This window comes from Bradyrhizobium sp. CB3481, from assembly GCF_029714305.1.
In the GTDB taxonomy this organism is placed as follows: Bacteria; Pseudomonadota; Alphaproteobacteria; order Rhizobiales; family Xanthobacteraceae; genus Bradyrhizobium.
The window spans coordinates 1,267,999-1,291,362 of the sequence record NZ_CP121647.1; the positions used below are offsets into that span (position 1 = coordinate 1,267,999).

Consider the following 23,364-nt stretch of genomic DNA (forward strand, 5'->3'; position numbering starts at 1 on the left):
GATGGCAGAACTCGACGACATCATTCATCAGCCGCTGCGGCTGAAGATCATGGCGGCGCTCAACGCCCTGCCGGGTACGATCGGGCTGGAATTCGCCCGGCTGAAGAAGCTGACCGGGGCCACCGACGGCAATCTCGGCGCCCATATCGAGACCCTGTCGAAGGCGGGCTATGTTGCCGTGGAAAAGGCCTTTGTCGGCAAGAAGCCGCAGACCACGGTAACCGCGACCGCCGCCGGGCGGGCTGCTTTCGCCCGCCATGTTGCGACGCTGCAGGAGATCATCGCCGCTTCCGGCGCCAAATAGCGACCGCCATTCCGGGGCGATGCGGAGCATCGAACCCGGGATGACGGCTGTTGATATCCCCTTGCGGCGAGGGGGCGTTTTGTGCGACCGAAGCCGAATCTCACCCCACATCTGGCTCCTATCATGAACATTCTCTTGCTCGGTTCCGGCGGCCGCGAACACGCTCTCGCATGGAAGATCGCCGCTTCCCCGCTGCTCACCAAATTGTGGTGCGCCCCCGGCAATGCCGGCATCGCGCGCGAGGCCGAATGCGTCGCGCTCGATGCCGCCGATCATCCTGCGGTGATTGAGTTCTGCAAGAACAACGCCGTCGATCTCGTCGTGGTCGGCCCCGAGACGCCGCTGGTGGCGGGCATTGTCGATGATCTCGCCGCGGCCGGCATCAAGGCATTCGGGCCTCGCAAGGCGGCGGCGCAGCTCGAGGGTTCGAAGGGATTTACCAAGGATCTCTGCAGCGAGTTCAATATTCCGACGGGAGCCTACCGGCGCTTCGATAATGCCGCCGGCGCGCTGGCTTACGTGCGCACGCAGGGCGCGCCGATTGTTGTCAAGGCGGACGGCCTGGCCGCGGGCAAGGGCGTCGTCGTGGCGAATACGCTGGCCGAAGCCGAAGCGGCAATCGCCATGATATTCGACGGCAAGTTCGGCGCGGCGGGCACCGAGGTCGTGATCGAGGAATGTCTCGTCGGCCGCGAGATCAGCTTTTTCGCGTTGTGCGACGGCGAGACGGCGATCCAGCTCGCCACGGCGCAGGACCACAAGCGCGTGTTCGATCATGACGAGGGCCCGAACACCGGCGGTATGGGCGCCTATTCGCCGACGCCGTTCGTGACGCCTGATATTCACGATCAGATCATGTCGCGGATCATCCTGCCGACGGTCGCGGGGATGAAGCAGCGCGGCACGCCGTTCAAGGGCGTGCTCTATGCCGGCGTGATGCTGACGGAGCAGGGGCCAAAACTGTTCGAATACAACGTCCGCTTCGGCGATCCGGAGTGCCAGGTGCACATGCTGCGGATGATGTCGGACATCGTGCCGGCGTTTCTGGCGGCCTGCGACGGGGAGTTGAAGCACTTTGATCTGCGCTGGTTTCCCGACCCGGCGCTGACCGTGGTGATGGCGGCGAAGGGCTATCCCGGCGACTACAACAAGGGCACGCAGATCGAGGGCCTGGATGAAGCTGGAAAGATTGAGGGCGTTGAAATCTTCCATGCCGGCACGGCGGCGAAGGACGGCGGCATCGTCGCCAATGGCGGCCGCGTACTGAACGTCTGCGCGATGGGCAAGACTGTGACGGAAGCGAGAGAGCGGGCCTATCAGGCTGTCGATCGCATTAAGTGGGCCGATGGTTTTTGCCGCCGTGACATCGCCTGGCAGGCGGTGGAGGCGGAGAAGGGTTGACCGTCATTCCGGACGACGCGCCATGCGCGTCGATCCGGAATCTCGATATTGTTTAGCGCCTGCGGGCCTCATATCGAGATTCCGGGTTCGGCGCTTGTGCGCCGCCCCGAAATGACGGGTGTGGACCTACAGCAAATCCCCGCCCGCCGCGCTCGCGGTCGTGCCGTGTTCGCGGAACGCCTTGATGACGTTCTTGCCGATCTTCCACTTGTGCACTTCATCCGGACCGTCGACCAGCCGCTGCGAGCGCACCTGGGTGTACCACTTCGCCAGCGGCGTATCCTGGCTGAAGCCGAGCGCGCCGTGGAGCTGGATCGCAGTGTCGATCACCTTGTGCACCATATGGGCGTGGAAGATCTTGGCGATCGAGTTCTCCTGGCGGATGTCGAGGCCCTTTTCCGCCTTGTAGGCGATGTGCAGCAGCATCAGCCGGCCGATATAGAGTTCGCTGGCGCAATCGGCGAGCATGAACTGCACCGCCTGGCGGTCGGCGAGCAGTTGGCCGAAGGTCGAACGCTTGGTGACATGGGCCGCGGCCATGTCGAGCGCGCGCTGCGCCTTGGCGACGTTGTGCATGCCGTGGCGCAGGCGGCCATAGGCGAGGCGGTGCTGGCCCATCGCAAAGCCGTTGCCTTCGCCGCCGACCAGATTGTCGGCCGGCACGACGAGATCCTTGATCTCGATCTCGGAGTGGCCGCCGTGCAGGACATCGTCATGCGGCCCCTCGATCGCCATGTTGGCGACGTTGCGCTTGATCCTGTAGCCGGGGTTCGGCAGCTCGACGATGAAGGTGGAATACTGCTTGTGGCGCGGCGCGTTGGGATCGGTCTTGGCCATCACCAGCGCCATGTCGGCGACGCTGGCGGAGGAGGAGAACCACTTCTCGCCGTTCAGGACGTAGTTCTCATTGCCGTCTTTCACGGCCGTGGTCTGCATGCCCGTGGCGTCGGCGCCCGCCGCCTTCTCCGTCATCGAGAAGCAGATACGCTTGTCGCCGTTGAGCAGGGGCTTTAGGAACTTCTCCTTCTGATATTCCGTGCCGTGGGCGAGGATCGTCATCATCGAGGCATCGTCCGGCCCCTGTGTATTCATCGAGAGCGCACCCAGCATGCTCTCGCCGAGTTCCATCTGCACCAGCGCGTTGGCGAGCGGGCCAAGGCCCATGCCGCCATACTCCTTCGGCACCCACGGGCACCACAGGCCCCGTGCCCGCGCCTTGGCCCGCAGCGGTCCCAGCACATCCGCGAGCGGCTTGCTATCGAGTTCCTTCTCCGCGGGAATGCATTCCTCATGCACCCATTTGCGGACTTTTTCGCGGATCGCCTTGGCTTCGGCGGGGATTTCGAAATCGATCGGCATCGCTGGCTTCCTCTGGTTCCTGTTGGTCGGACTTGAGGGATGGCATAAACCTGCGGTCTGCTAGCGGCAACGACGAACAAAGTTTGAAGCAAGCAAGACTGTCATACCCCGCGCAGGCGGGGTATCCAGTACGCTGCGGCGGCTGCTGTTGATTGCAGCGCTGGTGTTTACTGCATCATCCGCCGGAGCCTGTCATCGGGCGGCCATTTGGCCGACCCGGTGGCGGATGATGACAAGAGAGGAAACCATGCCCGACCTTGCCGATCTGTTTCCGGGATATGCGTCCGAATGGATCAATACCTCGTCAGGGCGCATCTTCGCGCGCGTCGGCGGCAAGGGACCGCCGCTATTGCTGCTGCACGGCTTCTCCTCGACGCATGTGATGTGGCACCCGGTCGCGCCACAGCTCGCGGACCAGTTCACGCTGATCATTGCCGACCTGCCGGGCTATGGCTGGTCGGACATGCCGCGCAGCGACGACAATCACACGCCCTACACCAAGCGCGCGATGGCGAAAGCGATGGTGGAGGCGATGGAGCGGCTCGGCCATGTGCATTTCGCGCTTGCCGGGCATGATCGCGGCGGCCGCGTGTCCTATCGGCTGGCGCTCGATCATCCCGGCCGGCTGTCAAAACTCGCCGTGCTCGATATCGCGCCGACCTATGATTATTGGGAGAAGCTGAACCGGCTTTCCGCGCTGAAGATCTATCACTGGGCATTCCTGGCGCAGCCGCATCCGCTGCCGGAAACACTGATCGCGAACAATGGTGAATTTTTCCTGCGCTACAAGATGGCGAGCCAGACCAAGTCGAAGACGCTTGACGCCATCGATCCGCGCGCGCTGGAGCACTATCTCGCGCCGTTCCGCGATCCCGCCCGCATCCACGCGATGTGCGAGGACTACCGCGCCGGCGCCTATGCCGATTACGAGATCGATAAGGCCGATTTCGAAGCCGGCAAGAAGATCACGATGCCGATGCTGGCGCTGTGGGGTGATGTAGGCGTCGCCTCCGCCGCAACAACGCCGCTCGATACGTGGAAGAAATGGGCGACGAATGTGCGCGGTGCGCCGGTGGATTCGGGGCACTTTCTCCCGGAGGAGAATCCGGAGGCGACGGCGAAGCTGCTGCGGGAGTTTTTTCTGGCGACGTGAGACGAAATCTCGCCGCATACTCAGCCGTCGTCCCCGCCACCGGGTCGCGCGAACGCGCGCCCGATGACAGGCTCCGGCGGGGATCCAGTACGCCGCGGCCTCTCGGTCGATCACGACCGTCAACACTGCTGGAAGCCTTACAGGGGCGCGCACCCCCTCGTCGGGGATATCCTGACACAAGCGGAGGACAAGGTCGGCTACAACACGGAACGATTCGATTGGTGTGATCTCGGGACAGGGCGATCGAATGGAAGAATGCGCGAGAAAGGCGTGGGTCGTAAGCATCGGCCGGCGCCAAAGAGGTGGTGTATTTTTTGAGTTCTGCTTTTTCTACGTGGGGCATCCGACTAGGCAATCAGCAGTGGACGCAGTGCGCCGCAGCCTGAGCTCGCAAATCGATCTTCGGCGGGTGAAAGCAGAGCGGGAGTTGAGTTCAGACGAAATCGCCAAGGAAGGCCTGCGATACCGGCAAGTGAAGTATGCTGCGAAACGCTCCGCCCCGCGGTGAAGAAGCTTGGAGGATCGATTCCTCTCTTCCGGCCGGAGCGGCCATGGTTCCTCGTTTAGCCCCTTTTTCGGCAGCCGTGGTCGCGTCTGGTCGCGGCTCGCTGCAAGCAGGTCTTATGTGAAAAGAAAAGCGGTACTAAGGATAATCGCGCCGTTCCTCACCCCAACTTCTCCGCAGACTGCGGCCAAGCGATATCGCGATTGTGTCGGCTCTTGATCGTCTCACGCGGGGCGGCCACGCGATGTGATCTCGGCGAAGACGCCCAGAAGGGTGGTGCGACAAATCGCCGGCGGAGCCGTGGGCGGACACCCCGCACGAATTGGACGAAGTGCTGGGCGCATAGGCCAGATTACATCGCGCCATAGACACGAAAGGACATTTTACGCGGACGTGGCGACGGGACGGCGGCTCCCCCGGCAAAGATCACTCGGCCGAGTTCACGCGGATTTCGGATTGGACGAGCCTGCATCCCTTAGCTTCGGCGCAGCTGCCCATGGGAACAACAAGCATCTCCCTCAACCTGCGTTGCTTCTCTCCTTGGGAAAAAGGCGGCGCTAGCTGGTCGGCTCTTCTTCGAATCTCACTTTCCAAAGCGGCTCGCTGGTCGGGAGTAAGAGCCTTCTCAGCAGTCATTAAGAGGAAATCAACCAGGTCATGCCGCCGCAAGTCCAAATCCAGAATGATGAGCCCGAAAAGTCCATCGGGGATACTCACCCGCTTGAAAGTGCAATTATAGCTGTTCTGGCAAAGCGAATATTGCTTCAAGTTCACATATTGCATGCTGCATTCCGGAGGCGTTTCCAAACGAACGACGCAGACCGCCAGATCCGGCGGCGCATTTTTGTTGAGGATGGTCGTTGGACCGCGCCCCCCGCCAAGGCCTCGAATGCCGTCCCAGGGTTCTCCGTTGGCCTTCGTATGGTCGGCCACCACGGTGATGCTGATGGGTTTCCCTTCACCGGCTAAGCAGTAGACGGGGAACAGCGAAATGAACAAAATGGCCCACAAAGTCCGTCGGCTTATGCGCGAATGCCAAGTGGCGACTTTGTAAGAGCGCCTGAAGAAGCACAATTGATGTATTTGCATGTTGCCATCCGACAGGTTTTTCCTGACGCGGGCTCGCGATTTATTGACGATCCTTTTGTGAGATCAACGTATTCTGGCAAGCGGCGTACGGATGCGTCAACGCCCAAACGCCACGCTCTATGGCAGAGCGCCTAACAGCGGTATCCATCTTTCGTTTCTTCACGAGCGCTTCGGAAGGAGAGATAACATGGATGATGGCCAACTAATGAGGATTACACGGCGAGCTTACGAGCTGTGGCAGCAAGCAGGCGAGCCGAAAGGTAGAGACGAAGAGTTTTATCGTCAGGCCTCGCGAGAACTCAACGAAGGTGCCAACAAAGCCAATGAGGGCAACAGCTCAGGTGAAGAAGTTCGCTAACTCTGCGATTTCCGGGCGGCCGTCACTCCGCACGACTCAAACGATCTCGTCGTCCATGCGACGCGCTGGCGGATCAAAGCCGCAGTACCAGCCCCATTGATCGAGGTTCGTCCGCGGACGTCGCCAAAATAGATTCATCCAGCGATCAGGGCTCTGGGATACTGGGTTACCCGCCTTCACGGGTGACGACAACGGTATGTGTGAGGCGTAATGCCCTACCGCCGCTCCCTGAAAAAATCCCGCAGCAGCGTCGCCGCCTTGACCTCGCCGACCGCCGAATAAACCTCCGGCACGTGGTGGCAGGTCGGCTGGGCGAAGAACCGCACGCCGGAATCCACCGCGCCGCCCTTGGGATCGGCGGCGCCGTAATAGAGCCGCCTGATCCGAGCGAACGAGATCGCGCCGGCGCACATGGTGCAGGGCTCAAGCGTGACATAGAGGTCGCAATCGACCAGCCGTTCGGTGCCGATCGCCTCGGCGGCCTGCCGGATCGCCAGGATTTCGGCGTGCGCGGTCGGGTCACGGTCGGTCAGGGTCCGGTTGCCGGCGGTGGCGATCACCTCGTAATCCCTGACGATGACGCAGCCGATCGGAACTTCGCCGGCTTTTCCGGCATTTTCGGCGGTTTTCAGCGCCAAATCCATGAAAGAAGGGGCAGTCATGCCTCGTATCATCAGAATAAACCTGCTATGAGGGCCGCCTTCAGCAAACGTGGATGCCGGTTTTGCGTGAGAATGCGCCCTGCGCGAAGTGCGCGCGCGTTACCGCTTTGACAGCCCATCCTGATCCGCCTGATGGCCATTTTATTCGGACCCAAGAGAACATTCATGCCCCGCGATAACGACAAAAACAACGATTCCCGCGGCCGGCGTGACCGTCCCGGAGGCGGCAAGGGCCGCGCCGGCGGTGGCAAGGGCCGTTCGGGGGCGGCGAGGGGCCCCGAGAAGAAATTCGCCAAGCGGGGATTTGGCACCCGCGATGACAGCGAGCGGCGTCCCTATGCCGGCAAGTCCGAAGGCGCGAAGCCGTTTGGCAAAAAGCCCTACGCCGGCAAGCGCGACAGCGATGATCGTCCGCCGCGCCGGGACTTTGGCGATCGGCCGCAGCGCTTCAACCGGGACGACCGCCCCCGCGGCGACTTCGGGGATCGCAAGCGCGACTCCGGGGATCGCAAGCGCGACTCCGGGGATCGCAAGCGCGATTCCGGAGATCGTGGCCCGCGCAAGGATTTTCGTCCGCGTGAGGATCGCGATGGCGAGAAGCGTTCGTTCAAGCCGCGCAGCGACCGGCCGAACTTTGATCGAGATCGTGACGCGCGCCCGCCGCGACGTGATCGCGACGACGCACGCCCGGCCGGGCGGTTTTCTGAAAAGAAGTTCGGCGACAAGCGCCCCTACGCGCCGCGCGGCGAAGGTTTCCGGAAAGACGGCGACCGTCCGCGCGGCGATCGGCCCTATGGTGATCGCCCGTCGCGCGACGGCGAGAAGCGGTTTTCGCGCGGGCCGCGCAAGGATTATGGCGACCGGCCCGAGCGCGGTGAGGACAAGCCGTGGCAGAAGCGGGACGACCGCGGCGGACGCGATTCCCGTCCCGCGCGCGATGGTGCAGGCAATTTCGACCGGCCGCGCTTTGGCCGCGCGCGTGACGATGGGGCGGGCGAGGAGCGTCCGCGGTTTTCGCGTTCGCGCGAGGATCGTCCGAAATTCGATCGTCCCCGCGAGCGCCGTGATCATGATGGAAGTCGCGGGCGACCTGAGGGGCGCACCGATTGGCAGGAGCATCCGCGCAGCGAGGGTCGCTACGGCGATCGTCCGCGCCGTGACAACGAGAACGACAGCCGAATCTTTGCAAAGCGTCCCGCCTTTGGCGGTCGCGGCGCCTATCGCGAGCGCACGCCGGATGCCGACAGGCGTGCGCCGCGCGCAGAGCCGAAGCCGAAAAAGGCCGGCGAGCGCATCGCCAAGGTGGTGGCGCGCGCAGGCCTTGCCTCGCGCCGCGATGCCGAGGAGCTGATCACGGCGGGCCGCGTCACGGTCAACGGCCGTGTCATCAATTCGCCGGCGCTCGACGTCACCGCCAACGATGTGATCGCCGTCGACGGCAAGGTGCTGCCGCCGCGCGAGCGCACGCGGCTGTTCCTGTATCACAAGCCGCGCGGGCTGATGACGACGCATGACGATCCCGAGGGGCGGCCGACGGTGTTCGACAATCTGCCCGAAGGCCTGCCGCGACTGATCTCGGTCGGCCGGCTCGATTTCAACACGGAAGGGCTGTTGCTCTTGACCAATGACGGTGGGCTCGCCCGGGCGCTCGAACTGCCGGATACCGGCTGGCTGCGACGCTACCGCGTCCGCGCCCATGGCGAGGTCACGCAGGCGCAGCTCGACGAGTTGAAGAAGGGCGTCGAGGTCGACGGCGTCAAATACGGCCCGATCGATGCGCAGCTTGAACGCGACCAGGGCGCCAATGTCTGGGTCGTGTTCGCGATCCGCGAGGGCAAGAACCGCGAGGTGCGCAACGTGATGGCGCATCTCGGCCTCGAGGTGAACCGGCTGATCCGTGTCTCCTACGGGCCGTTCCAGCTCGGTGAGCTTGCGGAAGGGCAGGTCGAGGAGGTCAAGACGCGGGTGCTGCGCGAGCAGCTCGGCGAGAAGATCGCCGCGCTTGCCGGCGCCGATTTCAACCGTCCGGCGCAGGACGACAAATCCGAGGGTGACGACGACGCGCCGCGCGGCAAAAAGTCGTTCAAGCCGGCCGGCAAGAGCGCGCTGATCGCCGATCGCAAGGGCCGTCGCGTGCTGGTGCAGCGGACCGGCAGCGAGGAGGCGCGGGCGCGCAACGAGGACGAAGCCAACGGCTACGGCCCGCCGCGCCGCCCGAAGCGCGGCTATCACGGCAAGCGCGATCTGAAGCCGCGGGACGAGTAGCTCTGCGATGCGCGTCGTCGGCGGAAGACTGAAGGGCCGCAACCTGGCCTCGCCCTCGACGCAGGCGATCCGTCCGACGGCGGACCGCCTGCGCGAGTCCGTGTTCAACATCCTGATCCACGCCTATGACGACCCGATCGAAGGCGCGCGGGTGCTCGACCTGTTCGCCGGCACGGGCGCGCTTGGCATCGAGGCGGTGTCGCGCGGGGCGGCATTCACGCTGTTCGTCGACAATGGCGCGGAAGCGCGCGCCTTGTTGCGGAATAATGTCGAGTCGCTCGGCCTCGGCGGCGTGACAAAAGTCTATCGCCGCGACGCCACCAATCTGGGACCCGCGCATCCGGTCGAGCCGTTTTCGCTGGTGTTCCTCGATCCGCCCTACGGCAAGGGGCTTGCGGAAAAGGCGCTGGCCTCGCTGCGCGACGGCGGCTGGTTGACGCGCGAGGCGCTGGTTGTGGTGGAGGAGGCGAAGGCTGCAGCGTTCGCCGCGCCTGAAGGGTTCGAGGAACTGGAGCGGCGGGCGTATGACGATACGGAGTTCGTGTTTCTGAGATTTGGCAAGCCCGCTGCCAAATAGTGACTCGTCATGCCCCGCGAAGGCGGGGCATCCAGTACGCCGGGACGCCAGCGACTCACTCGAACGCCGCGGCGTACTGGGTCGCCCGGTCAAGCCGGGCGATGACAGCGGAAAAAATGGCGGCACATCGTCCTAACGCCGCCCAAACAGCTTCTCTATATCCGCGAGCTTGAGTTCGACATAGGTCGGGCGGCCGTGGTTGCACTGGCCGGAATTCGGCGTGTCTTCCATCTCGCGCAAGAGCGCGTTCATCTCTTCCGGCTTGAGACGGCGGCCGGCGCGGACCGAGCCGTGGCAGGCCATGGTGGCGGCGACGTGCATCAGGCGGCGCTCCAGCGGCAGCGCCTCATCCCATTCGGCCATGTGTTCGGCGAGGTCGCGCAATAATCCCGCTGCATTGGCCTTGCCGAGCAGCGACGGGGTTTCGCGCACCGCCACCGCGCCGGGGCCGAAGGAGTCGATGGCGAGGCCGAAGGAAGCCAGCTCTTCGGAGCGATCGAGCAGTTTTTCGACGGTGGCTTCGTCGAGTTCGACGATTTCCGGGATCAGAAGAATCTGCCGCTGCACACCGTTCTTCGCCAGCGACGCCTTGAGCCTCTCGTAGACGATGCGCTCATGCGCGGCGTGCTGGTCCACCACGATGAGGCCGTCGCGAGTCTGCGACACGATATAGGTCTCATGAATCTGCGTGCGCGCCGCGCCGAGCGGGCGGTCGAGCAGGTCGGCGGCGGGCTGTGCCTCGAAGCGCACGTCGGCGGTCGGCGCGCCGACATCGAAGGCGGCCTGTCCGGCTTCAGCGAGCGCCGTTGCCGCCGCGCCTTCGAACGACGGTGCAGGCCTGACTGGGTAGGCCGGCGAGCTGCGCCAGTCCCAGTTGATCGGGCGCGGCGCAAAGGAGGGACGGAACGCCGATAGCGCCGCGCCGTCGGTATTGGCCGCGGTGCGCCTTCCCTCGCGGGCGAGGCCCTCCTTCAATGCATGCACGATCAGCGCGCGCACGAGGCCGGCGTTGCGGAAGCGCACCTCGGTCTTGGCCGGATGCACATTGGCGTCGACCTCCTGCGGTGGCAGCGTCACAAACAGCGCCACCACGGGATGACGGTCGCGCGGCAGATAATCCGAATAGGCGGCGCGCACCGCGCCGAGAATCAGCTTGTCGCGAACGGGGCGGCCGTTGACGAACAGATATTGCCCCAGCGCATTGGCGCGCGTCAGCGACGGCGCGGCAGCAAAGCCTTCGACCGCGACGCCCTCGCGCTCGGCGCGCACGTCGATGGCGCAGGCGCGAAAATCGCTGCCCAGGATATCGCCGAGCCGGGTCAGTCGGCCGGGGGCGCCGGGCAGCGCCGCCGCCCAGGTCACCGGCGCGCGCTCCTCGCCGGCGAGGGTGAAGGCGATGTCGGGCCGCGCCATGGCGAGGCGCCGCACCACTTCGCGGATCGCCTCGGCCTCGGTGCGGTCGGTCTTGAGAAATTTCAGCCGGGCGGGTGTGGCGAAGAAGAGATCGCTGACCTCGACGCGGGTGCCCTGCGACAGCGCCGCCGGCATGATCTCTGATTTCACCCCGCCTTCGACCGAGAGCGACCAGGCATGCGGTTCGCTGGCGTGGCGCGTGGTGATGCCGAGCCTGGCCACCGCGCCGATCGAAGGCAGCGCCTCGCCGCGAAACCCCAGCGTGCGAATGCGCAGGAGATCCTCGTCATCGAGCTTGGAGGTCGCATGACGGTCGACGGCAAGCGCGAGGTCGCCATGGGTCATGCCGCTGCCATCGTCGGTGATGCCGATCCGACGCCGGCCGCCGCCATCGCTGAAGATGTCGATCCGGCTCGCGCCGGCGTCGATGGCGTTTTCGACGAGCTCCTTCACCACGCTCGCGGGACGTTCGACCACTTCGCCGGCGGCGATGCGGTTGACGACCTGTTCGGGAAGCTGGCGGACGGGCATGAATTCCTGGGGGCTCGATTCGAAGGGCTGGCGGGTGCGATTTTACGCAACCCACCGGTCAAATGCATGCGTTCAAAATATTTTTACGGAACTTTTCAGGCGCCGCTGAGGCGCCGAATATGCGGTTCGCATGTGGCCAAGGATTCGCAAAATGACCCTGAAATCCCTGCACGATCACCACATCGCGCGGCTTGCATGGCGCGCGCGCCGTTCACCACACGACCGATCCGGCGACGGAACATGTTCGGGCCACGAGCGGCGCCTGAATCACCGAACGGTTCTTCGCCAACCAAACCTGGGAGTAATGGATGAAGCTAGTGAAAACCTCGGCGATCGCGGTTGCAATGTCGGCCCTGCTTGCTGGTCCGGTATTGGCGCAAGGCGCCTCATCCGACACGCAGATCCGCGGCGGTGCAAAGGGCACGACCCAAATGCAAGGTGGAGCGTCGGGCAGCATGGACGAAGATACGCCCGGCGGCGCTGCCGGCCAACGTGCCGGCGCGAAGACCGGCATGAAGGGCACCGTCGGAGCCGGCAGCGGCGCGCCGCACGCCGCGCCCAAGACCACGGGCGGTGCGGCTACCCCTCCCGCCAGCAGCCGATAAGACGCCGGGAGAAACCGGTCTCCTCCGCCGGGTCGTTCTCCAAGCGAACTCCGGCCGCCTCGACGCGGCCGGAGTTTTTTTGTGCTTTGGGCTCCAACCCGCGAACCGAAAGCCTGCCTGCGCGGCTCTATGGGACGAGAACGCACTGAGGTTCTCGCGCTGAAAGCAAAAGGAGCTGCTATGTTCTATCGCAAGAATTTACCGGGCTGGGAGCGGGCGATGCGGACGATCGGGGGCGCTCTGATGATCGCGTACGGGCTTTTCGGCATGCCCGGCACGATGGCCGGCTACCTGATCGCCGGCACCGGGGCGATTGCCATTCTGACCGGCTCTTTCGGCTTTTGCCCGATGTGCGCCATGGTCGGCCGCAGGCTGCCCGCGCCATGACGGCGCTGGCCGGAGCAGGGCGCTGCGATCCCTCGCTGGTCGAGGCAGCCCGCCGCGGCGACACCGAAGCGCTGGTGTCGCTGATCGCAGCCGCCCAGCCGGACGTTCGCCGCTACGCCGCGCGCAATTGCCGCGCCGCCGACATTGACGATGCGGTGCAGGAAACGCTGCTGCTGCTGTACCGACGGGTCGGCACGCTGCGCGCGGTCACGTCGTTTTCGGCGTGGCTGTTTGCGGTGGCTCGCCGCGCCTGCCTGCGTCTGCTGCGCCGGGCGGCGGGCACAGCGGAAGCGCCGGCCGGGGAGGCGGAGGCGCGGCTGGCGCTGCTCGCGCCGGAGGACATCCGCATCGACCTGTCGCGCGCCATCCAGTCGCTGCCCGATCACTATCGCGAAGTGATCCTGCTGCGCGACATCGAGGAATTGTCGATCGACGAGATCGCTGCAGTGCTCGGCCTGACGCGCGAAAGCGTCAAGGCGCGCATTCACCGCGCGCGGCTGATGATCCGGGAATATCTCATCCGCGATTGAGATGTGGCGAGAAGAAGCTCAATCGTCGAAGCGGATGTTGCGCTTGGCCTTGACGTCGCTGCGGCGCTTCTTGCCTTCCAGCCGCCGCTGCTTCGAGCCGAAGGTCGGCTTGGTCGGCCGCCGCGGCGTCGGGCGTATCAAGGCTTCGCGGAGCAGTTCGAGCAGGCGGTCGATCGCGTCGGCCCGGTTGCGTTCCTGGGTGCGGAAGCGCTGGGCGTGGATCACGATCACACCCTCCTTGGTCATGCGCTGGCCGGCAAGCCGCATGAGCCGCGCGGCCGCATCCTCCGGCAGCGCGATCTTGCGCGTGTCGAAGCGGAGCTGGGCTGCGGTGGCGAGCTTGTTGACGTTCTGCCCGCCCGGCCCGGAGGCGCGGACAAAGCCGATCTCGATATCGTTGTCGTCGATCGTGAGATCGCGGGAAACCCGCAGCATGGCGGCACCAAAAGTCGTCATGCCCGGGCAATAGCGCGAAGCGCGTCTTCGCCCCCGATTCCCGAGCATCCACGTCTTATCAGTGTCCACCAGGAAAAACACGTCAAGGCCGCGAGTGGCCATGACGGGAAATCGCAAGCTCAGTTCGCCTTTGGCGCTACCGCGGCGGGCTGGGCGGCGGCCTGCGGGGCGCGGCCGACGATGACCGTGAGCAGGCCCTGCGCCCACAGCTTCTTTGCGGCCTTCCTGGCGTCCTCGAGCGTCACGGCATCGACGATGGCATTGCGCTTTTCGATGTAGTCGATCGGCAGCTTGTCGAGCTGGTATTGCAGCAACGCCTGCGCCAGTTTCGAGGAGGTATCGAGCGCCAGCATCTGCGAGCCCTTCAGATACGACTTGGCCTCGTCGAGCTCCTTCTGGGTCGGGCCTTCCTCGGCGATGCGGCGGATCTCCTTCTCGATCGCATCGACCGTCTCGCCGGCGCGGTCGGCACGGGTGCCGGTGTTGCCGATAAACAGGGCCGAGCGATCCATCCACAGGAGCGATTCGTAGACGGAATAGGCAAGGCCGCGTTTTTCGCGGACCTCCTTGTAGAGCCGCGACGACAGGCCGCCGCCACCGAGGATGTGGTTCACGACATAGGCGGCCATGAAATCCGGATCATGGCGGCGGAAGCCGGGACCGCCAAAAGTCACCACGGTCTGCGGCACGTCGAGCGGCACGAAGGCGCGCTGCGGCGGCTTGGTGGCCTCGACCTCGGCGACCGGCGTCAGGCTGGCCTTGGCCGGAAGGGTGCCGAACGTCTTGTCCAGGAGCTTGCCGAGCGTGTCGGCATCGACGTCGCCGACCACGGCGATGCGAAGCGTATCCTTGGCGATGACGCGGCGGACGTAGTCCTTCATGTCCGATACGTCGATCTTCGGCACGCTCTCGAGCGTTCCATTGCCCGGCCGGCCATAGGGATGATCGCCGAAGGCAACCTCGAGGAATTTGCGGCTCGCCAGCGAGGTCGGATTGGTGGTGTCGCGGCGCAGCCCGGAGAGCACCTGCGCGCGAATGCGCTCGACGTCCGCGGCATCGAAATGCGGCGAGGTCAGCGCCAGATGGAGCAGGCCGAAGGCCTCATCCTTGTTGTCCTTGAGCATGCGCAGCGAGCCACGGAAATAGTCCCGGGTCGAGGAAAAGCTGAGCTCGATTGCGCGCCGCTCCAGGCGCTCGTGGAAGGTCTTGGAGTCGAGATCGCCGGAGCCCTCGTCGAGCAGGCCGGCGACCATGTTGCCGATGCCGGGCTTGCCCTCCGCGTCCTGGGCCGCGCCGCCGGCGAAGGCGTATTCCATGGCGATCAGCGGCACGGTGGCGTCCTGCACGAACCATGCTTCGATGCCGCCGGGGGAGACCAGCCGCTGGATCTTCGCTGCGGCATGCGACGGGCTCACCGCCAGCATCAGCAGCACGGCGCCGGCGATCAGGCCGGTTGCGAGGCGCTGCGCGCCAAACGAAAAACGGGTCACGAGCGCTTCTCCTCGCGTTTTTGCGCGGTATCCTTGATCAGATAACCGGTCACCGAGCGTTTCTTGTCGAGCCATTTCTGCGCGGCGTCGCGCACCTGCTCGGCGGTGACGGCGCGAATCCGGTCCGGCCAGCTCCTGATGTCATCGATCGAGAGTCCTGTCGTCAGCGCACCGCCATACCAGCGCGCCAGCGTGGCTTGATTGTCCTGGGCGTAGATCGCTTCCGCGATCAATTGGGTCTTGACCCGTTCGAGGTCCTCGGCGCGGGCGGGATTCTGGATCACTTCCGCAATCACACCGTCGATCACCTGCTCAATTTGCGAAAATTCGACGCCGGGCTTCGGTGAAACCGAGATCGAGAACTGGGTGGGATCGAGCGCCGTGCCTTGATAGCCGGCGCTGGCGCTGGTCGCGAGCTGGCGGTCGATCACCAGCGCGCGATAGAGATAGGAGTTGGAGCCGCCGCCCATCAGCTGCGCGAGCACGTCGAGCGCCGGGCCTTCGCCGGCCGCCGCGGTCGTAGATGAGGGCACGAGATAAGAGCGCCGCAGGCCGGGCTGTTCGACGCGCGGATCGGCCAGCGTCACCGTCCGCGGCGCCGCCGGCACCGGCTCCTGCGGGCGGACGCGGTGCGCTGATATCGCCGGCTGGGCCGGAATGCCGCCATAGGCCTTTTCCACCAGCGGGCGGATTTCCTTAGGCTCGACGTCGCCTGCAATCACCAGGATGGCGTTGTTCGGCGCGTAGAAGCGTTTGTAGAACGCCAGCGCATCCTCGCGGTCCAGTTTCTCGATCTCCTGGCGCCAGCCGATCACCGGCCGGCCATAGGGATGATTGAGATAGAGCGCGGCCATGATCTGCTCGCTCAGCCGCGCCTCCGGATTATTGGCGACGCGCATGTTGAATTCCTCGAGCACGACATCGCGCTCGGGCAGCACGTTCTCATCCTTGAGGATCAGACCTGTCATGCGGTCGGCCTCGAACTCCATCATCTTCGCCAGTTGTTCGCGCGGCACGCGCTGGAAATAGCCGGTGTAGTCGAGCGAGGTGAAAGCGTTCTCGTTGCCGCCGATCCGCAGCACGGTCTGGGAAAATTCACCTGCGGGGTGCTTTGCCGTGCCCTTGAACATCAGGTGTTCGAGAAAATGCGCGAGGCCCGACTTGCCCGGCGTCTCGTCGGCGGAGCCGACCTTGTACCAGATCATCTGCGTGACGACGGGCGTGCGGTGATCCGGGATCACCACGACTTGCAGGCCGTTGTCGAGGGTGAAGCTGGCGGGTCGTTCCGATGTGACCGTGGTCTGGGCCAATGCGCCGCCGGCGGAGAAAGCGAACGTCGAGATGAAAGCGGCAACGAGAGAAACAGCAAAACGGTGTGAGGACATCATGACCTATCTGGCGCTTGTTCCGCAAAACTGGTTACCAGTCCTGCGGCAGGAATCCGCCCAAATGTTAGAAGCAACAACCCGGCAAAACCGCTCGGGATCAAGCCGCGGCATCGTACACCGCACCGCTACCGGCAATCGTCACGAAGGCGAGAGATCGGCTTAACTATTCGCCATACTTAACTATTCGCCATACTTGCCGGCGGCCGGATTGTATTCCTTGTTCAGCGATTCCTTCGGTCCGGTGCCGTAGGCGAAGTTCGACGACGGCGTCTGATAGCCGGGCGGCGGCTGGGTCAGCGACTCGCGCGTCGGCTCGCCCTTGAACGGCGCCGTCTCGGTCTTGTTGCCGCCGAACAGGCCGCCGAAGCCGCCGCTATAGCCGAGCTGCGACGGGCTCAGGATCGGATTGGGGTTCGTGGTGCCCGGCGTCAATGGATCATTGTTGGTGCGCGAGGGCGCAGCGGTCTTGCCTACCGCGAGCTCGGCCGGCGTCAGGATGCGAGACGCTTCGCGCGGGTCCTTGTTTTCCTTCTTTCGCGCGGCGGCCGCAGCCTTGCGGCGCTGCTCGTCGTGATCCTTTGGCCAGTTCGGCGCCTTGCTTTCGGCCGCGGTCGTGGACGGCGGCGGCAAATCCAGCTTCGGGGGAACCACCAGCGGGGAGCGTTCGCGGTATTCGATGCCGCGGTTTTCCATGTTGGTGCCGCCGATGCCGCGCATGATGCCTTCGATGATCTTTTCCTCGAAGGTCTTGTCGTCCTCGTCTTCGTCGTCGTCGGCGCGTACCGGACCAGCTGCCATCACCAAGCCGATGCCGAGGGCAATGGCGGCCAAGCGCAGCGCTCGGCTCAACGAGGGGATCTGAATCATCCAGAAGCGGGCTTCGGTCTCGCGCATCGCGCTGTTCCCATTCACAATTTCTGCAACATAGGGGGCTGGCCTGAGGGCCGTACTGGCGTCATACCCTAAGGGTCCTTTCGGCCGGGATCAGGGCGCTTTTGCGGCGGGTACCCCCAGGAACGAGTCATACAATAGGCCCGCTACCCCGGCAACAATGGCCACGTCTGCGAGGTTAAACACGTACCAATTGAAGGTTTTTCCCCCGATCTCAATATGGAACAGGGCGAAATCGACCACCGCACCATGCAGGAAGCGATCGATGCCATTGCCCACCGCACCGCCGATGATCAGGCCCAGCGCCAGCGTCGCCAGCAGCGTGCTGGAGCGCGCCATCCAGATCCCCAGCACGATCACGGCGATTGCCTTGATCGCCATCAGCGCGAGCTGGGCGAGCTGATTGTCGCTCTGGAACCAGCCAAAGCTGATCCCGACATTCCAGGCCAGCACGAGGTCGAAGAACGGTGTGACCTTCACCGCGCCGCGCTTGGCGATGTCGAACGCGTAGAGTAGCCATAGCTTCGAGGCCTGGTCGACCACCAGCGTCGCCACCGCCGCAATGGCGCCGGCGCGGAGGTGAGGCGTGCGCGCGTGCTCGAGGCCAGACACTTATCTGGCCTTCTTTTTCTTCTTCTTGGCCTTGGTCGCTGGCAGCTTCTTTGCTGCTTTCTTGGCCGTTTTCTTCTTTGCCTTTTTGGCCGCGGTCTTTGCCGCCGCCTTCTTGGTCCCCTTTGCTACCGAAGAAGCCTTTTTGGATTTCGCTGCTTTCTTGGCCTTGGCTTTCTTCGCTACCGGCTTCTTCGCCTTGGCTTTCTGTGCCTTCGCCTTCTTCGTGCTGGCCTTCGTAGCTTTGGGTTTCCTGGCGTCTTCGGCCTTGTCGGCTTCGATAGCCTTCCTGGCCGCTGCGACCTTCTTGGCCTTCGGTTTGCTCGGCTCCTCGGCCGCCACGCTTGCCGAAGTCTTCTTGGCCCTGGCCTTCTTCTCCGGCTTGGCAGGTGTCACGCTTTCCGGACCGGCTGGCTCCGGCGCTTCCTCAGGCTGCTGCACCTGTTCGACGGCCGTCGTCTCGACCAATGCAATGGGCTTGGCCATTTGTTCGATGGCACCGGCCGGCTGCTCGCCTGCGGCAAGCGCCTTCCATTCCCGCAATGCCTGCGCGTCGCGCGGTGAGACATCGGGATATTCGGCGTCTTCGCCGACCGTGGGGAGAATCTTCCACGACCGCGCGCATTTGGTGCCCACGGCCTTTTCAACGACGACGGCAACGTCAGGCACATCGGCGAGAGTGAATGCGGTCGCTGGTGCGTCATCATTGGTCACCATCGCATTCGAGGTGATGCAGACTTCCGCCATGTCGACATCGAACAGCGTGTCGAAGATGTTCTTGTCCGACACATAGACCAGCGGCGAGGCCTCCAGCGAGGAGCCGATGTTCTTGGCCGCGCGCTCGAGCTCGAGCGCACCGGTGACGACACGGCGGACGTCGCGGATGGTCTCCCACTTGGCGGCGAGGTCGTCGTCGCGGAACTGGTCGAAGCCTTCCGGGAACAGCGTCAGATGCACCGAGGCTTCCGCATTCGGCTTGTACATCCGCCACGCCTCTTCGGTCGTGAAGCTCAGCACCGGCGCCAGCCAGCGCAGGATTGCATCGCAGATGATGTCGATTGCGGTCAACGCTGCCTTGCGCGTCGTCGACGACGGCGGATCGCAGTAGAGCGTGTCCTTGCGGATATCGAAATAGAACGCCGACAATTCGGTGTTCATGAAGGCGGCGAGCGTTGCGACCACCGTCTTGTAGTCGAACTCGGCATAGGCATTGCGCACGATCGTGGCGCGTTTCGCCAGCTCGTGCAGCATCAGCTGCTCCAGCTCGGGCATGTCGCCATGGGCGATCGCGTCGGCGGGATCGAAGTGATGCAGCGTGCCGAGCATCCAGCGGATCGAGTTGCGCAGCTTGCGGTAGGTCTCGATGGTGTTCTTGAGGATCTCGGGCCCGATGCGCTGGTCGTCAGCGTAGTCAGTGGCGCAGACCCAGAGGCGGAGAATATCCGCGCCGGAATCCTTCATCACCTTCTGCGGCTCGACGGTGTTGCCGAGCGACTTCGACATCTTGCGGCCGTTCTCGTCCAGCGTGAAGCCGTGGGTCAGCACGACGTCATATGGCGCGCGGCCGCGGGTGCCGGCGCTTTCCAAGAGCGAGGAGTGAAACCAGCCGCGATGCTGGTCGCTGCCTTCGAGATACATCACGGTATCCTCGCCGCCATCGACTTTGCGGACGATGTTACCGAGATTGGGAAAGTTCTGGCGGTCTTCCAGCACGAAGGCGTGCGTCGAGCCGGAATCGAACCAGACGTCGAGGATGTCGTCGATCTTCTTCCAGTCTTCGCCGGCGCGATCCCCGAGGAAACGTTCGCGCGCGCCGTCCATGTACCAGGCGTCCGCGCCTTCCTCCATGAAGGCTTCGACGATGCGCTGGTTGACGATTTCGTCCTGCAGGATCTCGGCCGAGCCATCGCCGTTCTCGCGGACGAACACGGCGATCGGCACGCCCCAGGCGCGCTGGCGCGAGATCACCCAGTCCGGGCGGCCGGCGATCATGCCGTTGATGCGGTTCTGCCCGGACGGCGGCACCCATTGCGTCACCGAGATCGCATGCAGCGCGCGGGCGCGCAGCGTGTCGCCGGGCTTGGTTTTGCCGTCGACCGCAATGTCCTTGTCCATCGCGATGAACCATTGCGGCGTGTTGCGGAAGATCACCGGCTTCTTGGAACGCCAGGAATGCGGATATTGGTGCTTGAGCCGACCCCGCGCCAGAAGCTTGCCGGCCTCGACCAGCGCCTTGATCACGGCGTCGTTGGCGTCGCCCTTTTCGCCCTTGTCGTTGATCACGCGTTTGCCGGTGAAGCCGGGCGCATGGTCGGTGTAGGCGCCGTTCTCGTCGACAGTGTAGGGGATCACGGGGTGGATGCCGCGGGCCTCCAGCTCGCGCACGTTCGCGATCCAGGCATCGAAGTCTTCGCGGCCGTGACCGGGTGCAGTATGGACGAAGCCGGTGCCGGTGTCGTCGGTGACGTGGTCACCGGGTAACAGCGGCACGGTGAACTCATATCCGCCGCTGAAGCCTCGCAACGGATGGGCACATTCCACTGCGTCGAGCGTATCGCTCGGCAGGTCGCGCACCTTCTCATAGGCGGTGACGCGCGCCTGCTTGAGCACTTCGCCCGCAAGCGCGTCGGCGAGGATCAGCAGATCGCCGGTCTTTGCCCAATTATCAGCCGGCGCGTCGGTGACCTTGTAGAGGCCGTAGGCGATCTTCGGCGAGAACGAGATGGCGCGGTTGCCGGGCAGCGTCCATGGCGTCGTGGTCCAGATCACGACCGACGCCTCGGCGAGCACGCCATGCGCCGGCGAAGTGACCGGAAACTTCACCCACACCATGTCGGAGGTGTAATCCTCGTATTCGACCTCGGCTTCCGCCAGCGCGGTCTTCTCAACCACGCTCCACATGACAGGCTTGGAGCCGCGGTAGAGCGTGCCGTTGGCGGCGAACTTCATCAGTTCGCGCGCGATCTGCGCTTCGGCCGGATAGCTCATGGTGGCGTAGGGGTGATCCCAGTCGCCGATGATGCCGAGCCGCTTGAATTCCTCGCGCTGCACGTTGAGCCAGTGCGTCGCATAGGCGCGGCACTCTTTCCGGAATTCCACCATCGCGGTGGAGTCGCGGAAATCAGGCTTCGGCTTGCCCTTGGAGCGGTAGTTTTCTTCCTCGATCTTCCATTCGATCGGCAGGCCGTGACAGTCCCAGCCCGGCACATAGTTGGAATCGAAGCCGAGCATCTGCTGGCTCTTGGTCACCACGTCCTTGAGGATCTTGTTCAGGGCGTGGCCGATATGGATGTTGCCGTTGGCGTAGGGCGGTCCGTCATGCAGCACGAACTTGGCGCGGCCGCGCCCGTCGTCGCGCAGCTTTCCGTAGAGGTCGATCTCGTTCCAGTATTTGAGGATCTCCGGCTCGCGCTGCGGCAGGCCGGCGCGCATCGGGAATTCCGTCTGCGGCAGGAATAGGGTTTTCGAATAGTCTGTGACGTCGGACTTTTGCGGCTGTTGGGACATGAATGCTCTGGTTTGGCTCGAAGACGGCGCGGAAACGCGGGGAAGGAGCGGCTGAAAGGCGAATCCCGGTCTTGCGCCGAGCGGACGCTCAGGCGGAAGCCGGGCCCCTAATGCTGATGGTGCGCCGCGCAAACATGCGGCATTCCATAGCAGGGGGCCGCGAAAATCGCAAAGGCTGCGGGGAGGCGCGGAATCAGGCCCGACGCGGCCGGGCCGGATTTCCCGCAACCGTGACGCCGGGGGCGACGTCCCGCGTCACCACGCTGCCGGCGCCGATTACGGCGCCGTCGCCGATCGTGACGCCGGGCAGGATGATGGCGGCGCCGCCGATCCAGACATCGCTGCCGATCCGCACCGGGCGGCCGAATTCAAGGCCGGTTCGCCTGATGTCGGCATCGCGCGGGTGGTCGGCGGCGTAGATCTGGGTTGCCGGTCCGATTTGGGTGCGGTCGCCGATCACGACTTCCACCACGTCGAGGATGACGCAGTTGAAGTTGAGAAACACCTCGTCGCCGAGGCGGATATTGTAGCCGTAATCGCAAAAGAACGGCGGACGGATCACGGCGGCCCGGCCGACATGGCCGAAATGGGCCGACAGCAGGGCGTGACGCTCGGCCACGGGCGCCGCGAGCGCCGCGTTATAGCGCGCCAGCCACGCCTTGTTGGCGGCGGCATCCGCCTGCAGTTCGCCATCGCCGGGGCGATAGAGTTCGCCCGCCAGCATTTTTTGCTTTTCAGTCTTACTCAGCCGACCACTCCAAGTTTCGGAAACGCGTCGGGCGCGGCGGCCAGCCGCTCGCGCGCCTTGGCGCTGTCGTCGTCCATCTGCCTGATGAGCGCGTCGATTGAGTCAAACTTAAGTTCGTCGCGGATGAAAGCGATAAAGGCGACGTCGAGCACGCTGCCATAGAGGTCGCCCTTGAAGTCGAACAGGAACACTTCGAGCAGCGGCGCGCCATTGTCGAAGGTCGGACGGCGGCCGAAGCTCGCGACCCCATCGAACCGTTCCGCCCCACGCCCGACCCGCACCGCATAGATGCCGTGCTTGAGGCTGCAATTCTTGTCGAGGCGGATATTGGCGGTGGGATAGCCGAGATTGCGGCCGCGCTTCTCGCCGTGGATCACCTCGCCGCTGACGAACCATGGCCCGCCCAGCATGGCGGCGGCTTCGTCGATCTGGCCCTCCGCCAGCGCCATCCGGATCGCGCTGGAAGACACCGGCCGTTCCTCGATATCGACATGGGCCTGGACGTCGATCTCGATGCCGAGCCGCGGCCCCTCGCTGACCAGAAGGCTCGGCGAGCCGGCGCGGCCCTTGCCGAAGTGAAAGTCGTAGCCAACGGCAATGCCGCTGACGCCGAGCCGTCCGATCAGATCATGGTGAATGAAATCTTGCGCCGAGGTTCCGGCCCGGGACTTGTCGAAGGTCATCACAACAGCGCCGGCAAGCCCGGTACCGGCGAGTAGCCGCAGCTTGTTGGCCTCGTCGGAGAGGCGGAACTGGGGACTGTTCGGGCTGAAAAAGGTGCGCGGATGCGGCTCGAAGGTGAGGGCGAATGCCGGCTTGCCGTGGGCGCGGCCCATTCGCAGGGCGGCATCGATCACGGCCCGGTGGCCGAGATGGACGCCGTCGAAATTGCCCATGGCCACCACCGCCCCGCGGGGGATCTCGGCGGCGGGGGTGGTGTCTCGGATAACGGTGAAACCGGTCATTTCAGGGATTCTTAAGGCTTTCAGCTGGGTGAACGCGGCCGGACCGTGGCGCGGCGCCCCCATCGAAGTCAAGCGGGGAGGGGTGGCCGTAAAACGAATGCAATCCGTCTCGGGCCGTTTACGGGCTGTTTAATGGCTGATGCTAGAGGTTGGAGGGAGGACTGCGGGTCG

The 23,364-nt window shown here is 64.4% G+C and carries 21 protein-coding genes and 1 pseudogene; 10 read left to right on the forward strand and 12 right to left on the reverse strand.

The genetic code is table 11. From position 1 onward, the window contains the following. Position 1: 1 nt before the first annotated feature. Together QA643_RS06055 and purD are read left to right on the forward strand one after the other, a co-directional pair. Complete coding sequence (locus tag QA643_RS06055; RefSeq protein ID WP_283032290.1) at positions 2-304, forward strand: transcriptional regulator; 303 nt, start codon at positions 2-4, stop codon at positions 302-304. Between the two features lie 123 nt (positions 305-427). Continuing rightward, entirely contained in the window at positions 428-1,705 is a 1,278-nt protein-coding gene (purD, locus tag QA643_RS06060) for a phosphoribosylamine--glycine ligase (RefSeq protein WP_283032291.1), read from the forward strand. Between the two features lie 126 nt (positions 1,706-1,831). Here purD and QA643_RS06065 read toward each other — a convergent pair whose 3' ends face one another. Next, positions 1,832-3,064 (reverse strand): acyl-CoA dehydrogenase family protein, encoded by a 1,233-nt coding sequence (locus QA643_RS06065; protein ID WP_283032292.1) that lies wholly within the window; start codon positions 3,062-3,064, stop codon positions 1,832-1,834. A gap of 247 nt (positions 3,065-3,311) precedes the next feature. Between QA643_RS06065 and QA643_RS06070 the strand changes: the two genes are divergently transcribed. After that, complete coding sequence (locus QA643_RS06070; RefSeq protein WP_283032293.1) at positions 3,312-4,217, forward strand: alpha/beta hydrolase; 906 nt, start codon at positions 3,312-3,314, stop codon at positions 4,215-4,217. A 931-nt stretch (positions 4,218-5,148) separates the two neighbouring features. On the opposite strand, the gene QA643_RS06075 is transcribed toward QA643_RS06070, so the two are convergent. After that, complete coding sequence (locus QA643_RS06075; protein ID WP_283032294.1) at positions 5,149-5,721, reverse strand: hypothetical protein; 573 nt, start codon at positions 5,719-5,721, stop codon at positions 5,149-5,151. A gap of 277 nt (positions 5,722-5,998) precedes the next feature. Here QA643_RS06075 and QA643_RS06080 point away from each other — a divergent pair, with 277 nt between their 5' ends. Continuing rightward, positions 5,999-6,169, forward strand: coding sequence for a DUF2934 domain-containing protein (locus QA643_RS06080; protein WP_283032295.1), 171 nt, complete (start codon positions 5,999-6,001; stop codon positions 6,167-6,169). Positions 6,170-6,384: 215 nt separating this feature from the next. Here the strand turns inward: QA643_RS06080 and QA643_RS06085 are convergent, their stop codons facing one another. Continuing rightward, entirely contained in the window at positions 6,385-6,831 is a 447-nt protein-coding gene (locus tag QA643_RS06085; protein WP_283032296.1) for a nucleoside deaminase, read from the reverse strand. A 165-nt stretch (positions 6,832-6,996) separates the two neighbouring features. On the opposite strand from QA643_RS06085, the gene QA643_RS06090 reads away from it, so the two are divergent. Beyond that, positions 6,997-9,096 (forward strand): pseudouridine synthase, encoded by a 2,100-nt coding sequence (locus tag QA643_RS06090; protein WP_283032297.1) that lies wholly within the window; start codon positions 6,997-6,999, stop codon positions 9,094-9,096. Positions 9,097-9,103: 7 nt separating this feature from the next. Further along, complete coding sequence (rsmD, locus tag QA643_RS06095) at positions 9,104-9,673, forward strand: 16S rRNA (guanine(966)-N(2))-methyltransferase RsmD (protein ID WP_283032298.1); 570 nt, start codon at positions 9,104-9,106, stop codon at positions 9,671-9,673. A 132-nt stretch (positions 9,674-9,805) separates the two neighbouring features. Here rsmD and mutL read toward each other — a convergent pair whose 3' ends face one another. After that, a complete protein-coding gene (gene mutL / locus QA643_RS06100; protein WP_283032299.1) occupies positions 9,806-11,617 on the reverse strand; it encodes a DNA mismatch repair endonuclease MutL in 1,812 nt (603 codons plus the stop codon). Between the two features lie 308 nt (positions 11,618-11,925). Here mutL and QA643_RS06105 point away from each other — a divergent pair, with 308 nt between their 5' ends. From QA643_RS06105 to QA643_RS06115, 3 genes are all read left to right on the forward strand, one after another. Beyond that, the gene (locus tag QA643_RS06105; RefSeq protein ID WP_283032300.1) at positions 11,926-12,222 is read left to right on the forward strand and encodes a hypothetical protein; all 297 of its coding nucleotides are present in this window, start codon (positions 11,926-11,928) and stop codon (positions 12,220-12,222) included. Positions 12,223-12,402: 180 nt separating this feature from the next. Next, the gene (locus QA643_RS06110; RefSeq protein WP_283032301.1) at positions 12,403-12,609 is read left to right on the forward strand and encodes a DUF2892 domain-containing protein; all 207 of its coding nucleotides are present in this window, start codon (positions 12,403-12,405) and stop codon (positions 12,607-12,609) included. Continuing rightward, on the forward strand, positions 12,606-13,139 hold the full coding sequence (locus tag QA643_RS06115; protein ID WP_283032302.1) for an RNA polymerase sigma factor: 534 nt from the start codon (positions 12,606-12,608) through the stop codon (positions 13,137-13,139). Before QA643_RS06110 ends, QA643_RS06115 begins: the two co-directional genes overlap by 4 nt. Positions 13,140-13,157: 18 nt before the next feature. Here the strand turns inward: QA643_RS06115 and arfB are convergent, their stop codons facing one another. The 3 genes from arfB to QA643_RS06130 form a co-directional block, all read right to left on the reverse strand. Next, positions 13,158-13,574 (reverse strand): alternative ribosome rescue aminoacyl-tRNA hydrolase ArfB, encoded by a 417-nt coding sequence (gene arfB / locus QA643_RS06120; RefSeq protein WP_283032303.1) that lies wholly within the window; start codon positions 13,572-13,574, stop codon positions 13,158-13,160. Between the two features lie 140 nt (positions 13,575-13,714). Continuing rightward, positions 13,715-15,019, reverse strand: coding sequence for a pitrilysin family protein (locus QA643_RS06125; protein WP_283034723.1), 1,305 nt, complete (start codon positions 15,017-15,019; stop codon positions 13,715-13,717). 62 nt (positions 15,020-15,081) lie between these two features. Continuing rightward, positions 15,082-16,470, reverse strand: coding sequence for a pitrilysin family protein (locus QA643_RS06130; protein ID WP_283034724.1), 1,389 nt, complete (start codon positions 16,468-16,470; stop codon positions 15,082-15,084). Between the two features lies 1 nt (position 16,471). Between QA643_RS06130 and QA643_RS06135 the strand changes: the two genes are divergently transcribed. Beyond that, positions 16,472-16,636 carry a hypothetical protein gene (locus QA643_RS06135; protein ID WP_283032304.1) on the forward strand — a complete coding sequence of 55 codons (165 nt, stop codon included), beginning with the start codon at positions 16,472-16,474 and terminating at the stop codon, positions 16,634-16,636. Positions 16,637-16,653: 17 nt separating this feature from the next. Here QA643_RS06135 and QA643_RS06140 read toward each other — a convergent pair whose 3' ends face one another. From QA643_RS06140 to QA643_RS06160, 5 genes and pseudogenes are all read right to left on the reverse strand, one after another. Beyond that, a complete protein-coding gene (locus QA643_RS06140; RefSeq protein WP_283032305.1) occupies positions 16,654-17,367 on the reverse strand; it encodes a hypothetical protein in 714 nt (237 codons plus the stop codon). A 90-nt stretch (positions 17,368-17,457) separates the two neighbouring features. Then, positions 17,458-17,976, reverse strand: a complete 519-nt coding sequence (lspA, locus tag QA643_RS06145; protein WP_283032306.1) for a signal peptidase II — start codon at positions 17,974-17,976, stop codon at positions 17,458-17,460. Positions 17,977-18,495: 519 nt separating this feature from the next. Next, positions 18,496-21,480: pseudogene (gene ileS / locus QA643_RS06150) on the reverse strand (isoleucine--tRNA ligase); the annotation flags it as partial. A 193-nt stretch (positions 21,481-21,673) separates the two neighbouring features. Next, a complete protein-coding gene (locus QA643_RS06155) occupies positions 21,674-22,228 on the reverse strand; it encodes a sugar O-acetyltransferase (protein WP_283034725.1) in 555 nt (184 codons plus the stop codon). Further along, positions 22,225-23,193 (reverse strand): bifunctional riboflavin kinase/FAD synthetase, encoded by a 969-nt coding sequence (locus QA643_RS06160; protein ID WP_283032307.1) that lies wholly within the window; start codon positions 23,191-23,193, stop codon positions 22,225-22,227. Before QA643_RS06160 ends, QA643_RS06155 begins: the two co-directional genes overlap by 4 nt. Between the last annotated feature and the right edge of the window lie 171 nt (positions 23,194-23,364).

What these genes read in the sequence shown, in the direction of transcription:
- QA643_RS06110 (WP_283032301.1), top strand. Translation starts at nt 12,403, where the DNA reads ATGTTCTATCGCAAGAATTTACCGGGCTGGGAGCGGGCGATGCGGACG.
- rsmD (WP_283032298.1), top strand. Translation starts at nt 9,104, where the DNA reads ATGCGCGTCGTCGGCGGAAGACTGAAGGGCCGCAACCTGGCCTCGCCC.
- QA643_RS06055 (WP_283032290.1), top strand. Translation starts at nt 2, where the DNA reads ATGGCAGAACTCGACGACATCATTCATCAGCCGCTGCGGCTGAAGATC.
- QA643_RS06130 (WP_283034724.1), bottom strand. Translation starts at nt 16,470, where the DNA reads ATGTCCTCACACCGTTTTGCTGTTTCTCTCGTTGCCGCTTTCATCTCG.
- QA643_RS06105 (WP_283032300.1), top strand. Translation starts at nt 11,926, where the DNA reads ATGAAGCTAGTGAAAACCTCGGCGATCGCGGTTGCAATGTCGGCCCTG.
- QA643_RS06065 (WP_283032292.1), bottom strand. Translation starts at nt 3,064, where the DNA reads ATGCCGATCGATTTCGAAATCCCCGCCGAAGCCAAGGCGATCCGCGAA.
- QA643_RS06085 (WP_283032296.1), bottom strand. Translation starts at nt 6,831, where the DNA reads ATGACTGCCCCTTCTTTCATGGATTTGGCGCTGAAAACCGCCGAAAAT.
- QA643_RS06160 (WP_283032307.1), bottom strand. Translation starts at nt 23,193, where the DNA reads ATGACCGGTTTCACCGTTATCCGAGACACCACCCCCGCCGCCGAGATC.
- QA643_RS06135 (WP_283032304.1), top strand. Translation starts at nt 16,472, where the DNA reads ATGACCTATCTGGCGCTTGTTCCGCAAAACTGGTTACCAGTCCTGCGG.
- arfB (WP_283032303.1), bottom strand. Translation starts at nt 13,574, where the DNA reads ATGCTGCGGGTTTCCCGCGATCTCACGATCGACGACAACGATATCGAG.
- QA643_RS06125 (WP_283034723.1), bottom strand. Translation starts at nt 15,019, where the DNA reads ATGCTGGCGGTGAGCCCGTCGCATGCCGCAGCGAAGATCCAGCGGCTG.
- QA643_RS06080 (WP_283032295.1), top strand. Translation starts at nt 5,999, where the DNA reads ATGGATGATGGCCAACTAATGAGGATTACACGGCGAGCTTACGAGCTG.
- QA643_RS06090 (WP_283032297.1), top strand. Translation starts at nt 6,997, where the DNA reads ATGCCCCGCGATAACGACAAAAACAACGATTCCCGCGGCCGGCGTGAC.
- mutL (WP_283032299.1), bottom strand. Translation starts at nt 11,617, where the DNA reads ATGCCCGTCCGCCAGCTTCCCGAACAGGTCGTCAACCGCATCGCCGCC.
- QA643_RS06140 (WP_283032305.1), bottom strand. Translation starts at nt 17,367, where the DNA reads ATGCGCGAGACCGAAGCCCGCTTCTGGATGATTCAGATCCCCTCGTTG.
- QA643_RS06070 (WP_283032293.1), top strand. Translation starts at nt 3,312, where the DNA reads ATGCCCGACCTTGCCGATCTGTTTCCGGGATATGCGTCCGAATGGATC.
- QA643_RS06115 (WP_283032302.1), top strand. Translation starts at nt 12,606, where the DNA reads ATGACGGCGCTGGCCGGAGCAGGGCGCTGCGATCCCTCGCTGGTCGAG.
- purD (WP_283032291.1), top strand. Translation starts at nt 428, where the DNA reads ATGAACATTCTCTTGCTCGGTTCCGGCGGCCGCGAACACGCTCTCGCA.